14 protein-coding genes are annotated in these 15,823 nt (G+C 66.2%); 8 read left to right on the top strand and 6 right to left on the bottom strand.

Features of this window, described 5'->3' with window-relative positions; all coding sequences use genetic code 11:
- Positions 1 to 134: 134 nt before the first annotated feature.
- A complete protein-coding gene (locus JNN06_RS03675) occupies positions 135 to 1,562 on the bottom strand; it encodes a M10 family metallopeptidase C-terminal domain-containing protein (RefSeq protein ID WP_291238247.1) in 1,428 nt (475 codons plus the stop codon).
- A gap of 182 nt (positions 1,563 to 1,744) precedes the next feature.
- On the opposite strand from JNN06_RS03675, the gene JNN06_RS03680 reads away from it, so the two are divergent.
- Both JNN06_RS03680 and JNN06_RS03685 read left to right on the top strand, forming a co-directional pair.
- Positions 1,745 to 2,230 (top strand): DUF2244 domain-containing protein, encoded by a 486-nt coding sequence (locus JNN06_RS03680; RefSeq protein WP_291238248.1) that lies wholly within the window; start codon positions 1,745 to 1,747, stop codon positions 2,228 to 2,230.
- A gap of 77 nt (positions 2,231 to 2,307) precedes the next feature.
- Positions 2,308 to 2,688, top strand: coding sequence for a VOC family protein (locus JNN06_RS03685; RefSeq protein ID WP_291238249.1), 381 nt, complete (start codon positions 2,308 to 2,310; stop codon positions 2,686 to 2,688).
- Positions 2,689 to 2,692: 4 nt separating this feature from the next.
- Here JNN06_RS03685 and JNN06_RS03690 read toward each other — a convergent pair whose 3' ends face one another.
- Positions 2,693 to 3,319, bottom strand: coding sequence for a helix-turn-helix domain-containing protein (locus tag JNN06_RS03690; protein ID WP_291238250.1), 627 nt, complete (start codon positions 3,317 to 3,319; stop codon positions 2,693 to 2,695).
- 82 nt (positions 3,320 to 3,401) lie between these two features.
- Positions 3,402 to 3,854: a GatB/YqeY domain-containing protein gene (locus JNN06_RS03695; RefSeq protein ID WP_291238251.1), complete on the bottom strand. Its 453-nt coding sequence runs from the start codon at positions 3,852 to 3,854 to the stop codon at positions 3,402 to 3,404.
- 187 nt (positions 3,855 to 4,041) lie between these two features.
- Between JNN06_RS03695 and carA the strand changes: the two genes are divergently transcribed.
- Positions 4,042 to 5,196, top strand: coding sequence for a glutamine-hydrolyzing carbamoyl-phosphate synthase small subunit (carA, locus tag JNN06_RS03700; RefSeq protein WP_291238252.1), 1,155 nt, complete (start codon positions 4,042 to 4,044; stop codon positions 5,194 to 5,196).
- 111 nt (positions 5,197 to 5,307) lie between these two features.
- A complete protein-coding gene (locus JNN06_RS03705) occupies positions 5,308 to 7,221 on the top strand; it encodes a glycosyltransferase (protein ID WP_291238253.1) in 1,914 nt (637 codons plus the stop codon).
- Positions 7,222 to 7,252: 31 nt separating this feature from the next.
- Here JNN06_RS03705 and JNN06_RS03710 read toward each other — a convergent pair whose 3' ends face one another.
- The 3 genes from JNN06_RS03710 to argE are packed head-to-tail and all read right to left on the bottom strand — an operon-like array spanning position 7,253 to position 10,977.
- The gene (locus tag JNN06_RS03710; RefSeq protein ID WP_291238254.1) at positions 7,253 to 8,416 is read right to left on the bottom strand and encodes a M20 aminoacylase family protein; all 1,164 of its coding nucleotides are present in this window, start codon (positions 8,414 to 8,416) and stop codon (positions 7,253 to 7,255) included.
- A gap of 57 nt (positions 8,417 to 8,473) precedes the next feature.
- Positions 8,474 to 9,817 carry an FAD-binding oxidoreductase gene (locus JNN06_RS03715; protein ID WP_291238255.1) on the bottom strand — a complete coding sequence of 448 codons (1,344 nt, stop codon included), beginning with the start codon at positions 9,815 to 9,817 and terminating at the stop codon, positions 8,474 to 8,476.
- A complete protein-coding gene (gene argE / locus JNN06_RS03720) occupies positions 9,814 to 10,977 on the bottom strand; it encodes an acetylornithine deacetylase (RefSeq protein WP_291238256.1) in 1,164 nt (387 codons plus the stop codon). Before argE ends, JNN06_RS03715 begins: the two co-directional genes overlap by 4 nt.
- Positions 10,978 to 11,202: 225 nt before the next feature.
- Here argE and JNN06_RS03725 point away from each other — a divergent pair, with 225 nt between their 5' ends.
- From JNN06_RS03725 to JNN06_RS03740, 4 genes are all read left to right on the top strand, one after another.
- On the top strand, positions 11,203 to 12,225 hold the full coding sequence (locus JNN06_RS03725) for an ABC transporter ATP-binding protein (protein ID WP_291238257.1): 1,023 nt from the start codon (positions 11,203 to 11,205) through the stop codon (positions 12,223 to 12,225).
- On the top strand, positions 12,218 to 13,207 hold the full coding sequence (locus JNN06_RS03730) for an ABC transporter ATP-binding protein (protein ID WP_291238258.1): 990 nt from the start codon (positions 12,218 to 12,220) through the stop codon (positions 13,205 to 13,207). The genes JNN06_RS03725 and JNN06_RS03730 overlap by 8 nt, the downstream gene beginning before the upstream one ends.
- 86 nt (positions 13,208 to 13,293) lie before the next feature.
- Positions 13,294 to 14,997, top strand: a complete 1,704-nt coding sequence (locus JNN06_RS03735; protein WP_291238259.1) for a peptide ABC transporter substrate-binding protein — start codon at positions 13,294 to 13,296, stop codon at positions 14,995 to 14,997.
- 78 nt (positions 14,998 to 15,075) lie between these two features.
- Positions 15,076 to 15,823 (top strand): ABC transporter permease (locus tag JNN06_RS03740; RefSeq protein WP_291238260.1); only part of this gene is annotated, 748 nt, incomplete at its 3' end.

Genomic DNA, 15,823 nt, shown 5'->3' on the forward strand with positions numbered 1-15,823 from the left:
ACGGGGCGCTTGGGGCTGCCGTCGCCGGGGGGCTGTCTGCCCCCCACGGCCCTGCCGGGCCTCCCCCCGAGGATATTTTCAGACAGAAAAAGGGGGACGCGAGCGCCCCCCTTCTGCCGCGCGATCTTTGGAGATCAGAGGATCAGGTCATCGGCGTCAAAGCCCTTGAGCCCTTTCAGCGTCAGCATGAAATCGGCGCGGCCATCGCCATCTGTATCGCCCAGCAGGTTCACGCCCTGGCGGGTGACCGAGATGCGCACCTCGGCCTCGCCTTCGCCTGCAAAGCGGTCGCGCCCGATGAAGGCAAGGTCCAGTGCCGAAAGATCGACGTGATCCTCGCCGCGCTCGAAATCGGTGATGCGGTCGCGGGCGGCGCCCCGGCCGATCTCGGCCACCGAGGCGAAGACGAAGGTATCCGCCCCCTCGCCGCCGCGCAGCAGGTCGCGGCCATGGCCGCCATGCAGGCGATCGTCGCCACGGCCACCGGCCAGGGCATCGTCGCCCCGTCCCCCGACCAGCCGGTCATCTCCGCGCCCGCCGGCAAGACCATCATCGCCGCCCCCGCCGCGCAGCCGGTCATCCCCGGCGCCGCCGGCCAGACGGTTGCCACGGCCATTGCCCTCCAAAAGGTCATGGCCGGAGCCGCCGGTCAGGTTCTCGATCCCGACGAAGCGGTCAAAGCCGCGCCCGGTCTCCTGAAAGCCGGTCTTGCGCAGGTTGACCGTGACGGCGGTATCGCCGCCAAAGGCCACGTCATCCTCGCCCGCGCCGCCGATATAGCAATCATCGCCGTCGTCATCGCTGCCGCCATCGAAATCATCATCACTGTCATCGCCGCGATATTCATCGTCGTCGTCATTATCGGGCGAGGTCGCCACGCCATCCTCGGCGGCGATCAGCGCGGCGAGGCTGGCGGCATCCAGCGCGATCTCGCCCCGGCCATCGGCCAGCTCGACCCAGAGGTCAGTGCCAGCCAGCGGGCCATAGATTTCCCATTCCGGGCCGTCATCATCGCTCTCGACCTTGACGATCAGATCGCCGACACGGGTATAGGTCTCGTCGGGCGAGATATAGTCGCGCTCCTCCGCGCCATCATCTTCGACCTCGTAGATGGCCGTGATGCGGCCATCCTCGGCAAAGACAAAGCGGTAGGTGTCGCCACCGATGAGGCCATCGTCATCGCCATGGCCCGAGCCGCCATCATCGTCGTCGCCGTCATCGTCCCTATCATCGTCGTCGTCATCATCATCGTCGCCACCGGCGCCATCATCGGTCCCCTCGCCCAGACGGGCGAGAATTTCGGGGATCAGCGCGGGGTCCAGATGGCCATGGCCGTCGATGACCTCGACCCAGATGTCCGATCCCTCGGCCTCGGGCAGCAACAGCGCCCATTCGGCGGCCTCGCCCTCATGTTCCAGATGCAAGACCGCCGCGCCGTGCAGGGTGTAACTTTCATCGGCATCCAGGCTGTCGGGTTCAAAGCCCCCGTCTTCCGCCTCGAAAACCGCCGTGGCGACGCCTTCGGCGTCAAAGGTGAATTGATAACGGTCGCTGTCGCTCATGGACTGCCCTCCTGTTTGCCCGGCCCGCGCCGGGAGATAGGCCCGTTTTACGCGAAAAGGCGCCCCCTGCCTTCGGACCATGGTCCAGCCGCTTTGCCGCCATTGGGCCGAAATACGACAAATTGGCGAGACTGCGCTGGCCCCTTGGCGCCGTGCCACGCCTGCCCTAACATCCTGCCATCATGCCCGTTGAATGGCTTCCCCCCACGCCGGAAGGCGACCGTCTGCACCTTTGGCCCTATCGCTCGCTGCCGCGACGGGGGTTTGTGTGGTTCATCGGCGGCACCGCGGCGCTGACCGCGCTGCCTTTGCTGGCGGTGATCGGCACGGCAGTGCTGTGGGGCGTGCTGCCCTTTCTGGTGCTGGCGATCGCGGCGCTGTGGTGGGGGTTGGAGAGATCCTATCGCGATGCCGAAATTCTGGAGGATCTGGTGCTGGGCGCCGCGCAGGTCACCCTCATCCGGCATGGACCGCGCAAGCGGCGGCAGGAGTGGCAGGCCAATCCGCATTGGGTGCGGGTGATCCGGCACGCAACCGGCGGCCCGGTGCCGCATTACCTGACGCTGCAAGGCGGCCCGCGCGAAGTGGAGATCGGCGCCTTCCTCACCCCGGAGGAGCGGCTGGCGCTGGAGCACGAGCTGCGGCAGCGGTTGCGCGCCCTGCGCTGAGGCGCCGCCCTGTCGCCTTTCTTCAAGACGAAGGCGGCAAAGCCGGCGCATCCTGAGCGCAGCAAAAGGAGCCAAAGATGATCTTCCGTTACACCATCCTCTATGTGCAGGACGTGCCTGCCACCCTGGCCTTCTATGCCGAGGCCTTTGGTCTGGCGCAGGGGTTTTTGCACGAGTCCGGCGATTTCGGCGAATTGCAGACCGGCGAGACCAAGCTGTCCTTCTGTTCCATCAAGCTGATGGCGCAATTGGGCAAGCGCGTCGCGACCGAGCCGCCGGCCCTGCCCTGTTTCGAGCTGGCCTTCGAGACCGAGGATGTGGCCGCCGCCTTGGCCCGGGCGGTGGCGGCCGGGGCCGATCTGGTGCAGGGGGTGGAGCAGATGGAGTGGGGCCAGACCACCGCCTATGTGCGCACGCCCGATGGCACCATGGTGGAGATTTGCACCAAGGTCGGCTGAGCGCCTAAAGCCCCGACGCCAGCAGCGCCGCCATCGCCTCGGCATCGGCCAGCAGGCGGCCCGGCGGGGCGCCGAGGAAATGCCGGGCCTCGCGGGTGAAATGGGCCTGATCGGCAAAGCCCGCGCCTGCGGCGGCCTCGGCCAGTGCGGCGCCCGCGCCTGCCTCTGCCATGGCGCGGCGCAGCCGGGCCAGCCGCAGCCAGAACAGCGGTGGCTGGCCGGTTTCCGTGACGGAGAGGCGTTGCAGGCTGCGCAGACTTTGCCCCAGCTGCCGGGCCAGCGCCGCCGCACCCGCAGGGGCCAAGGCCAGCGCGGCCAGCATCTCGCTCAGCGCCGGGCTGCGCTGGCACAGGGCTGCAATCGCGGCCACCTCATCGGGTTTTTCGGGATCAAGCGCCCGCCACAGCGCGGCGGGCATCCGGCACCCGGGGGCAAGGCGAAAGCCGCGCAGGGCGGCGCCCTCGGCCCCGTGGAGCCAGCGAACCTGCGGGTCCAGCGTGGCGGGCTTCCAGACCGGCGCCTGCCCCGGCAGATGCACCCAGATCACATCCTGACAGCCATCGGGGAAAATCCGCACCGGGCCGGGGCGCAACCGCGCCACCTGCCACTGGTCGAGGATCAGGCCCGCCATGTGAAACTCAGGTCATGCGGGCCCGGGTCATGCGGGTCTGGGTCATGCGGGTCTGGGTCATGCGGGTCTAGGTGATGCGCGCTCAGGCCAGCATGTCCTTGACGGTCGGCCCCACGGCGCCGAAATCCATCTGGCCGGTATATTTGGCCTTCAGCACCGCCATCACCTTGCCCATGTCGCGGATGCTGGCCGCACCGGCCTCGGCGATGGCCGCGCGGATGGCCTGCGCCACCTCGTCGCCCGAAAGCTGGCGCGGCAGGAATTCGGAAATCACCGCGATTTCCGCCAGTTCCTTCTCGGCCAGCTCCAGCCGCCCGCCCTCTTCATAGGCGCGCGCGCTTTCCTGCCGCTGCTTCACCATCTTGCCCAGAATGGCCAGGATCGCGGCATCATCCACCTCGCCCCCTTCGGTGCGCAGCGCGATCTCGCGGTCCTTGATGGCGGCATTGATCAGCCGCAGCGCCGAGAGCCGATCCGCCGCCTTGGCCTTCATCGCCTCTTTCAACGCCGTCTGAAGCTGGTCGCGCATGGTCATGCCAAAATCCGTCACTGGTTTCGCCTGCGCGCATCCTATCTGCACACGCCCTGTAACACAATGCGCAGCGCGAAAGCCAAGCCATTGATTTTGCTGCACAACATAATTGCGCATTTCCGATGCGCAAAGCCCTTGCCCCCCCCGCGCCCTGCCACTATGTTCCGCCCCGTTTATCCGGAGAGTCGCCATGACAAAGCTAGCTGCCCCCACCGCCTGCCTTGCCCTCGCAGACGGCACGATCTTTTACGGCAAAGGCTTTGGCACCCCCGGCGAGACGGTGGCCGAGCTGGTGTTCAACACCTCGATGACCGGCTATCAGGAGATCATGACTGATCCCTCCTATGCGGGCCAGATCGTCACCTTCACCTTCCCCCATATCGGCAATACCGGCGTCACCGCCGAGGATGACGAAACCGCCGAGCCGGTGGCCGCGGGCATGGTGGTGAAATGGGATCCGACCGAGCCGTCGAACTGGCGCGCCACCTCGGATCTGCAACAATGGATGGCCTCCAAGGGGCGGATCGGCATTGGCGGCCTTGACACCCGCCGCCTGACCCGCGCCATCCGCCAGCAAGGCGCGCCGCATGTGGCGCTGGCCTTCAACCCCGAAGGCAAGTTCGACATCGAGGCGCTGGTCGCCAAAGCGCGCGGCTGGAAGGGGCTTGTCGGCCTCGATCTGGCAAAGGATGTGACATGCGCGCAATCCTATGTCTGGAACGAGCAACGCTGGGCCTGGCCCGAGGGTTACAGCGCCCGGACCGGCGCGGGGCTCAAGGTGGTCGCGGTGGATTATGGCGCCAAGCGCAATATCCTGCGCTGCCTTGCCTCTGCGGGCTGCGAGGTCATCGTGCTGCCCGCCACCGCCACCGCCGAAGAGGTGCTGGCGCATAATCCCGAGGGCGTGTTCCTGTCGAATGGCCCCGGCGATCCGGCGGCCACGGGCGTCTATGCCGTGCCGATGATCCAGGGCGTGCTGGCGCGCGATCTGCCGGTCTTTGGCATCTGCCTCGGGCATCAGATGCTGGCCTTGGCGCTTGGCGCCAAGACGGTGAAGATGGGCCATGGCCATCACGGGGCCAACCACCCGGTCAAGGAGATCGGCACCGGCAAGGTCGAGATCACCTCGATGAACCATGGTTTCACCGTGGATGCGCAAACCCTGCCGGCCGGTGTGGTGGAAACCCATGTCTCGCTGTTCGATGGCACCAATTGTGGAATCGCCGTGGAGGGAAAGCCGGTCTTTTCGGTGCAGCACCACCCAGAGGCGAGCCCCGGCCCGCAAGACAGCTTCTACCTGTTCGACCGCTTTGCGAAAGCCATGCAGGATCGTCGCGCCGCCTGATTTTTCAGGCCAGAACCGCAGGATCGCAGCCAATTGTTAACGGCCTTAACGGGCTGTTAACGAATTGGGGCCAAGGCTCAGGGATCACCACCCCTGAGCCTTTTGCATGCCATGACCGCCGAGCGGCTTCCCCTGCGCCCTGCCCCGCCCCGGCCCTTTGTGGCCGGGCCCCGGCTGTCGCTGGTCGCGCGGTCGCAGCCCTGGATGCACTCGACCCCCACCGCCGAAACGCTGGGCGTGATGCTGCTGCGCGAGGGGCTGGTTGCCCCCGACGACATCGTGCAGGCGCTGTCCTTGCAGGCGCGGCAGCGCGGGCGGCTGGCCGATATCCTGCTGGCGCGCGGGATGATCGACGAGACCAGGCTGTTCGGCGCGCTGGCCCGGCACTGGGGGGTGGAGCTGGCCGATTTCGGCGCCATGCCGCCCGACCCCCGGCTGGTCGATGCCATGGGGGCCGGGGCCTGCCTGCGCGACGGGCTGATCCCCTGGCGCCAGATTGGCGATCTGACCGTGATCGCCACCGCCTATCCCGAAGATTTCGCCTTTCACCGCGCCGCGCTGAATGCCCGCTTTGGCCGGGTCGCCATGGCTCTCACCACGCCCGAGCTGCTGGAGGCCGCCCTTCTGGCGCTGCGGGGCCGCAGCCTGGACCGCGCCGCGCTGACCCGGGTGCCCGAGGCGGAAAGCTGCCGGGGCTGGGGGTCGGACACGCATCTGCTTTGGGTGCGGGCGATTGTGGTGCTGCTGGTCGCGGCCACGGTTCTGGCGCCGATGCTCATGGTCTGGGCGCTGACCCTCTGGGCGGTGCTGACACTGGTGCTGACCACGCTGCTGAAAACCGCCGCCGTCTTTGCCAGCCTGCGCCATGCGCAGCCCGAGCCGCCCGGCCCCGCCCCCGACCGCTGGCCCACCGTCTCGGTCATGGTGGCGCTTTACAATGAAAGCGACATCGCGCCCCGGCTGGTCCGGCGCCTGTCCCGGCTGGATTACCCGCGCGAGCGGCTGGATATCCTGCTGGTGGTCGAGGAAGATGACAAGGTGACGCGCAATGCCCTGCGCCGCGCCGATCTGCCAGCCTGGATGCGCATTGTCGTGGTGCCAGATGGCGCCATCCGCACCAAGCCACGCGCGCTCAATCACGCGCTGGACCTGTGCCGGGGCGCGATCATCGGGGTCTATGATGCCGAAGACGCGCCCGAGCCGGACCAGATCCGCAAGGTCGTGGCGCGGTTCCACAATCGCGGCGCCGAGGTGGCCTGCCTGCAAGGCGTGCTGGATTTCTACAACCCGCGCACCAACTGGCTGTCGCGCTGTTTCACCATGGAATACGCCGCCTGGTTCCGCATCATGCTGCCCGGCCTTGCGCGGCTGGGCCTGCCGATCCCGCTGGGCGGCACGACGCTGTTCTTCCGCCGTGGCGCGCTGGAGGAACTGGGGGCCTGGGATGCCTGCAATGTGACCGAGGATGCCGATCTGGGCATGCGTCTGGCCCGACACGGCTACCGCACCGAATTGCTGGACACCACCACCTTCGAGGAAGCCAATTGCCGCGCCCTGCCCTGGATCAAGCAGCGCTCACGCTGGCTCAAGGGCTATATGATGACCTACGGCGTGCATATGCGTCAGCCGGGGCTTTTGCTGCGGCAATTGGGCTGGTGGAAGTTTCTGGGCTTTCAGACCCTGTTCCTGTGCACCCTGTCGCAATTCGTCCTGGCCCCGGTGCTGTGGAGCTTCTGGATCGTGCCGCTTGGCCTGCATCACCCGGTTTCGGCCACGCTGCCGCCCGCCATGTCGAACACGCTGCTGGGCATCTTCCTGTTCACCGAGGCCGTGCAGGTGGCAATCACCCTGATGGCCATGCGGCTGACCCCCAGCAAGGTTTCGCCGCTCTGGGTGCCGCTGCTGCATTTCTATTTTCCGCTCGGTGCGCTGGCCTCCTACAAGGCGGCCTGGGAGATGGTGCGCAAGCCCTTCTGGTGGGACAAGACCAGCCACGGCCATTTCGACCCGCCGGAGGAGGAGTGAGGGGGGCGTGAAACGCCCCCACCCGTGCGCCTCAGGCGGGCATCCGCGCCTCGACCATGCCCACATACCAGCTGGCGCCGAAGGGAATGGCATTGTCGTCAAAGTTATAGGCGGGGTGATGCACCATGGCCGTATCGCCATTGCCCAGGAAGATATAGGCGCCGGGGCGCTCGTTCAGCATATAGCTGAAATCCTCGGCCCCCATCAGCGGCGGCGTATCGGCATCGACCACGCCCGAGACCGCGCGCGCCACCTCGACCGCATGGGCGGTGTTCTCCTCGGCATTCACCGTCACCGGATAGCCGCGCTGGTAATCCAGCTCGGCCCTGGCCCCAAGCGCCAGCGCCGTGCCCTCGACGATCTCGCGCAGGCGCTGGATCACCTGCTCCTGCACGGCGGCATCCATGGTGCGCACCGTGCCCTTCATCTTCACCACCTGCGGGATGACGTTATGGGCGGTGGAATCGGTGGCCAGAGTGCAGATCGACACCACCACCTGTTTCAGCGGGTCCACGGTGCGGCTGGCAATGGTCTGCGCCGCCACGATGATATGGGCGGCCACCACGGTCGTGTCGATGCATTCATGCGGCTTGGCGGCATGGCCGCCCTTGCCGGTCACCACGATCTCGAACTGATCGGCGGCGGCCATGATGGCGCCGGGGCGGATGGCGAAATGACCCACCGGAATCCCCGGCATATTGTGCATGCCATAGACTTCCTGAATGCCGAAGCGCTCCATCATGCCATCTTGCACCATCTCGCGCCCGCCACCGCCGCCCTCCTCGGCGGGCTGGAAGATCACCACGGCGGTGCCATCGAAATTGCGGGTTTCGGCCAGATATTTGGCAGCGCCCAGCAACATGGCGGTGTGGCCGTCATGGCCGCAGGCATGCATCTTGCCCGGCGTCTTGGAGGCATAATCGAGCCCGGTCTGCTCGATGATCGGCAGGGCGTCCATATCGGCGCGCAAGCCGATCACCCGCCCCGAGCCGCCATTCCTGCCCTGGATCACCCCCACCACGCCGGTGCGGCCAATGCCCTCCACCACCTCGTCGCAGCCAAAGCCGCGCAGCAGCTCGGCCACCTTGGCGGCAGTGCGATGCACGTCGAATTGCAGCTCGGGGTGTTCGTGGAAATCGCGGCGCCAGGCGGTGATTTCGGGCAGAAGTTCGGCAAAGCGGTTGCGGGGGGCCATGGGTCTCTCCGGTTGATCTGGGGCCAATCTGGCAAGGTTTCGGCGGCCTGTCCTGCCTTACAGCGACGGGCCGGGGGTGAGTTTTGATCCGTCGGTAAAACGCGACAGTCGGAAGCGCGACAGGTCATGCGCGGGCGGGCGGTTCAGCGCGAGGTCGGCCACCACGCGCCCGATGCCCGGCCCGATGCCAAAGCCATGGCCGCACATGCCGGTGGCAAGGATCAGGCCGGGCAGCGCCGCCACCCGGTCCACCACCGGCACGATGTCGGGCAGCGTGTCGATCATCCCCGCCCAGGCCGCCACCAGTTTGGGGCGGCCAAGCGCCGGGAAGGCGGCGGCAAAATCAGCCAGAACGCGGCTCATCAGCGGCACCGAGGGGGCCGGGTCCAGCACGCGCATTGCCTCGAAGGGGCTGGGCCCCTCGCCCCAGCGGCGCGGCGTGCCCCAGCCATCGGGAAAGCCGCGCGGGGCAGAGGCATGAAACGTGGTGCTGCGGAAATCCTTTTGCAGCATGGGCAGATAGCGGCCAAAGTGGCGGAAGGCATCCGGGCCAAGGTGGAAATCATGCGACCCGCCGGGGGCCAGCGTATAGCCGCCATCCGCGCGGCGGCGGAAGGCAAAGCGGTCATCCACGGCATTGCCGGCAAAGATTTCTGGCATTGGCGCGGTCGCCATCACCGTGGCGCGCACCGACAGTTGCGGGAAGCTCACGCCATGGGCACGGGCAAACAGCGCAGACCATGCGCCCCCGGCCAGCACCACCTGATCGCAGGCGATGCGCCCGCGTTCCGTCACCACCCCCGCCACGCGCCCCGCCGCCAGATCGAGGCTGCGCACCGCGCAATGCTCGCTGATCTGGGCACCACGCCGCCGCGCGCCTTCGGCCAGCAAGGGCACCGCGCCCCAAGGCTCGGCCCGCGCATCCGAGGGGGTGAACAGCCCGCCGATCCAGGGCGCGGCGGCGCCCTCGATCCGCGACGCCACCTCGGCGCGGCTGAGCATCCGGCTGTCAACGCCAAAGCCCTTGGCCTCGGCCAGCCAGCCTTCAAAGCCCGCCATCTCGGCCTCGCTGCGCGCGAGATAGAGGACGCCCTGTTGGGTGAAGCCCAGCTCTGGCCCGATCTCCTCCGACAGGGCCTGCCATTGCCGCAGGCTCTCCATCATGATCGGCAATTCGCCGAAATCGCGGCCTTGCTGGCGGATCCAGCCCCAGTTGCGGCTGGATTGCTCGCCCGCCACCCGGCCCTTTTCGCACAGGACGACGCGGGCGCCTGCCTCGGCCAGATGCCAGGCCGTCATCACCCCGATCACGCCGCCGCCGATCACCACCACATCGGCCCGCTCTGGCAGCGGATCGGCAAAGCGGACAGGCGTGGCCAGCGTGATCGGCGCGCCTCTCATCGCGCCAGATCCTCGACCAGGGCCTCCATGAAGCGCCACCCGGCCTCGAACTGCGCGACCGAGAGCCATTCATCCGGCTGATGCGCCTGCGCAATATCGCCGGGGCCGCAGACCACTGCCGAATAGCCCTCGGCCTGAAACTGCCCGGCCTCGGTGCCATAGCTGACCACCGAAGTGCCATTGTCGCCGGTCAGGCGCCGCACCAGCGCCTCGGCCGCGCCATGGGTTTCAGGCACCAGCGGCGGCACATAGAACACCTCCTCCAGCAGGATGCGGGCCTCGGGGCGGATCGCCTGCATGGCGGCCTCAAGCCGCGCCGCTTCGGCCCGCAGCCGCGCCACCCATGCGAGGGGGTCTTCGCCCGGCACACAGCGGAACCCGAGGCCAAAGCGGCAATCCTTGGCGGTGATATTCTCTGCCGTGCCGCCCTGAATGGTGCCGATATGGGCGGTGGTGAAAGGCGGATCGAACATGGCGGCCAGCGTCGTGACCGGCTTGGCCTGATTCTCGGCATTCACCCGATTGGCCCAGTCGATCAGCTTTGCGCCTTCCATGATGGCCGAAACCCCGGTGTGCAGGATCGAGGAATGCACCTCAAACCCCTGAACATGCACGCGAAACCCGTGGCCGCCCTTATGACCGTTCACCATGCGCATCATGGATGGCTCGCCCACCACCACGGCGCTGGCACGCGGCAGGCCCGCAGCCATGGCGGCGATCATCGGGGGCGCGCCGGTGCAGCCCAGCTCCTCATCATAGGAAATCGCGATTTGCAGCGGGCGCTTCACCCCGCGCTGCAAGGCCAGCGGCACGGCGGCCAAGGCCAGCGCCACAAAACCCTTCATGTCGCAGACCCCGCGCCCGATCAGCTTGCCGTCACGCTCGGTCACCTGCCAGGGGTCCACGGTCCAGGCCTGCCCCTCCACCGGCACCACATCGCTATGGCCCGACAGGATCACCCCGCCCGGCACCGCAGGCCCGGCGCTGGCGTAAAGCGCAGCCTTGGTGCCCTCGGGATTGGGCACCCGATGCGCGGTCACGCCCCAGCCTGCAAGATAATCCTCCACCCAGTCGATCAACGGGAGGTTGCTGTCGCGGCTGACCGTCGGAAAGGCGATCAGCCGGTCAAGGATCTGGCGGGCAGAGAGGCGTTCGGGCATGGCGCGGCACTTTTGTGATCAAATCGCCCGCAGCCTGAACCCGCAGCCGCGCAAGTGCAACCCCCCGGGCCTGCCGCCAAGTCATGCTGCCCGTTTCACATGGCAGAGTGCCAAAGCCGCTTGCACGGATTGGCGAATCCGCTAACACTTGACCCGACGGTCAAGGAATTTGGCCGGCCGAATGCCGAAAAGGCCAAAAAGAACATAAACTTGGGGGTATAGCCGATGCCCGATCGGGCTAAGCCAGTGCTTGAAGTGCGCGGTTTGAAGACCGTTTTCCGCACCCGGGGCGGGCACGTCCATGCGGTGAACGATGTCAGCTTTACTCTGCGTCCCGGCGAGTTGCTGGGCGTGGTGGGCGAAAGCGGCTCTGGCAAATCGGTGACCATGATGTCGCTGATCGGGCTGCTGCCCTCGCCCCCGGCCGATGTCTGCGGCGGCGAGGTGTTGCTGGGCGGTGTGGACCTGCTGAAAGCCAGCCCCGAGGAACTGCGCCGGGTGCGCGGCGCGCGCATCGGCTTTGTGTTCCAAGACCCGATGACCTCGCTGAACCCGGTGTTCACCGTGGGCAATCAGATCATGGAACCGCTGATGCACCATATGGGCCTGAGCAAGGCGCAGGCGGTGGAACGCGCTGTAGAGCTGCTGGAGCTGGTCGGCATCCCCGATGCGCGCAAGCGGCTGAAGGCCTATCCGCACCAGTTTTCAGGCGGGATGCGGCAGCGCGTGATGATTGCGATAGCCCTGGCCTGCGACCCCGAAGTGCTGATTGCCGACGAGCCGACCACGGCGCTGGACGTGACCATTCAGGCGCAAATTCTGGAACTGGTGAAAGAGCTGCGGCAAAAGCTGGGCATGGCAATCATCTGGATCACGCATGATCTGGGGGTGATTGCGGGCATCGCCGACCGCATCATGGTGATGTATGGCGGGCAAGTGGCCGAACAGGGCCCGGTGCGCGAGGTGTTTGCGCAGCCCCAGCACCCCTATACGCGGGCGCTTTTGCGCACGATCCCCAAGCTGCACGGGCCGCGCAGCGCCAAGTTGGAGGCAATCGAGGGCCAGCCCCCGATCCTGACCGCGCCCCCCGCCGCCTGCCCCTTCGCCCCGCGCTGCGCCCATGCCTTTGACCGCTGCCGCGCAGAAAACCCGGCCCGCCGCAGCATCGACGCCCGCACCCTGGGCGAGGGGCATGACGTGGCCTGCCACTGGCACGCCCCCGCCCCTCAGGAGGCCGCCCATGCTTGATGCCACCATGGCCCCGCTGGTCGAGGTGAAGAACCTCAAGATGTATTTCCCCATCCATTCCGGCCTCCTGCGTCGCCATACCGGCGATGTGAAGGCGGTGGATGACGTGTCCTTCCATATCATGCCGGGCGAGACCCTGGGGCTGGTGGGCGAATCCGGCTGCGGCAAATCGACCGTGGGCCGTGCCATCCTGCGGCTTTACGAACCCACGGCCGGGTCGGTGCGCATTGACGGCGACGAAATCCCGGCGCTGGCGCCCCATGCCCTGCGCAAGAAGCGCCCGACCATGCAGATGGTGTTTCAGGACCCGCAGGCCAGCCTGAACCCGCGCATGACCGTGGCCGACATCATCGGCGAGCCGCTGGAGGAACACACGACCCTGTCGCGCGATCAGAAACTGGCCCGCATCTACGAGCTGATGGATCAGGTCGGGCTGAACCGGGCCTTTGCCAACCGCTATCCCTATGCCTTCTCGGGCGGGCAGCGGCAGCGCATCGGCATCGCGCGCGCCTTGGCGCTGAACCCGAAATTCATCGTCTGTGACGAGCCGATTGCCGCGCTGGATGTCTCGATCCAGGCGCAGGTGGTGAACCTGCTGGAGGATTTGCAGGACCGTCTGGGCCTGACCTATCTGTTCATCAGCCATGACCTGTCGATGGTGCGCCATATCGCGGATCGGGTGGCGGTGATGTATCTGGGCCAGATCGCCGAGATCAGCCCGCGTGATGCGCTGTATGCCCAACCCCTGCACCCCTATGCCGAGGCGCTGCTGTCTGCCGTGCCCGAGGCCGACCCGAGCGGCGCGCAAAAGCAGCGCATCATCCTGAAAGGCGATGTGCCCTCGCCCGCCAACCCGCCCAAGGGTTGCAATTTCTGCACCCGCTGCCCCCGGGTCATGCCGGTCTGCCGCGAGGTGGAGCCGAAACTGATCGAGGCGGCGCCGGGCCGTCAGGTGGCCTGCCACCTGATCAACCCGCTGTAACCCCGGTTTGACGACATGCGGGCCGGACCCAACCGGCCCCGACAGGCAAGACGACAAGAGCCGACCCAACAAGGAGTATTCCGAACATGAAACTGAAAACCCTGCTTCTGGGCGCCGCCGCCGCCTTCGCGCTGGCGCCCGCGGCCCATGCCGAGCGTGGCGCTGATGGCGAGTTGAAAATCCTGTATTATCAGGCGGTTTCGACGCTGAACGCCTATCTCTCCTCGGGCACCAAGGATGTGGAGGCTGGCTCGCTGGTGCTGGAGCCTCTGGCCGCCTTTGACCAGGACGGCAAGCTGGTGCCGCGTCTGGCCTCGGAAATCCCGACGGTCGATAACGGTGGCGTGGCCGCCGATCTGACCTCGATCACCTGGAAGCTGAACAGCGGCGTGAAATGGTCCGATGGCAGCGATTTCACCGCCGATGACGTGGTGTTCACCTGGCAATATTGCACCGACCCGAATGGCGGCTGCGCCCAGGGCGCCAAGTATGAGGGCGTGAAATCGGTCGAGGCCGTGGACCCGCTGACCGTCAAGGTCACTTTCGATGCGCCCAAACCCTATCCTTACCAGCCCTTCACCGGCGCCACCGCGCCGATCCTGCAAAAGGCGCAATTCGCCAATTGCCTGGGCGCCGCTGCCGCCACCTGCACCGAGCAGAACTCCAAACCGATCGGCACCGGCCCCTATATGGTCACCGATTTCAAGGTGAATGACGTCATCTCGCTGGATGCCAACCCGAATTACCGCGATCCTGCCAAGCCCGCTTTCGCCAAGGTCACCGTCAAGGGCGGCGGCGACGCGCTGGCGGCGGCCTCGGCCGTGATGGAAACCGGCGAATTCGACTACGCCTGGAACACCCAGATCAACCCCGAGCAGCAGGCTCAGATGGAGGCGGGTGGCAAGGGCACCTTCGTGAACGCTTTCGGCACGCTGGTCGAGCGGATCGAGGTCAACATGACCGACCCGAGCGCTGCACTCCCCGAGGGTGAGCGTTCCACCATCAAACATCCGCACCCGATTTTCTCGGATGCCAAGGTGCGTCAGGCGCTGTCCATGGCCATCGACCGCAATGTGCTGGTGGAAGTGGGCTATGGCAAGGCCGGTCGCCCGACCTGCAACCTTGTCCCTGCCCCGGCCTATCAGGCCAGCGACAATACCGGCTGCCTGACGCAAGACATTGAAGGCGCAAAGAAACTGCTGGAGGAAGCCGGCTGGGTCGACAACGATGGCGATGGCATCCGCGAGAAAGACGGCAAGAAATTTTCGATCCTCTATCAAACCTCGGTCAACGCCGTCCGTCAGGACTTTCAGGCGCTGGTCAAGGGCTGGTGGAACGAGATCGGCATCGAGGTCGAGCTGAAATCCATCGACCCCGGCGTCTATTTCGGGGGGGACGCGGCCTCGCCCGACACCTTCCAGAAATTCTATGCCGATGTCGAAATGTATGCCAACAACTTCGATGGCACCGATGCCGAGCCCTATATGGCGCAATATCTGTGCGACAAGATCCCCGGCCCGGACAATCAGTGGCAGGGCGAGAACATCAACCGCTTCTGTGATCCGGCCTATGACGCGCTGTTCAAGACCCTCGCCACCGCCACCGGCGACGAGGCGCGCGGCACCATCGTCAAGCAGTTGAACGACATGCTGACCAAGGACAGCAACACGATCCTGCCGCTGGTGGATCGTGGCCGGTTCTCGGCCAAGTCGAACACGCTTGACGGGTTCATCATGAACTCCTGGGACAGCGAGCTGTGGAACGTGGCCGACTGGCACCGCGTGAAGTGATCTGACACCGGGGCGGCGCGGGAAAACCTGGCGCCGCCCCACTCAACCGCTTGAAAAACAAGAAGAACGCGGGGGACCATGCTGACCTTCACCCTCAGGCGATTGCTGCTGGCAATCCCGACCCTGTTGCTGATTTCCGCCGTGATCTTCTTCATGGTCGATTTCGCGCCGGGCAGCCCGATGGCCGACATTCCGCTGACCGTGCCCCCTGAGGTGCGCGCCAAGATGATGGCCGCCATGGGCGCCGATCAGCCGGTCCATATCCGCTATGTGCTTTGGCTGAAACAGTTTTTCTGGAACGAACCGCTTTACGGCATCGACGCCCTGTTCGGCACCGATTTCGCGAAAGGCGCGCAGCGCATCATCTCGTGGCAGTCGAAAGTGCCGGTGTTCCAGCTGATCGGTGAACGTCTGCCGCAGACGCTCACCGTGGTGGGCACTGCCTATGCCATCGGCATCCTGATCGCGCTGCCTATCGGCATCTGGTCGGCTTACCGGCAATATTCGTGGTTCGACCTCGCGGGCACCTTCTTCTCCACCATGGGGTTTTCGGTGCCGACCTTCTTCACCGGCAACCTGCTGATCCTGATCTTTGCGGTGAAGCTGGGCTGGTTCCCCACCATCTATGACACCAACCTGTCGGTCACCGATTGGTCCAGCTTCTACAAGATGGTCATGCAGATGGCCCTGCCGGTCACCGTGCTGGCGCTGTTCAACGCGGCCGAGATCAGCCGCTATACCCGCGCCTCGGTGCTGGAGAATCTGGGCCAGGATTACGTCCGCACCGCCCGCGCCAAGGGCATGCCAGAGCGCACGGTGCTGCTGA

It is taken from the genome of Gemmobacter sp., assembly GCF_016792925.1.
Lineage (GTDB): Bacteria > Pseudomonadota > Alphaproteobacteria > Rhodobacterales > Rhodobacteraceae > Gemmobacter.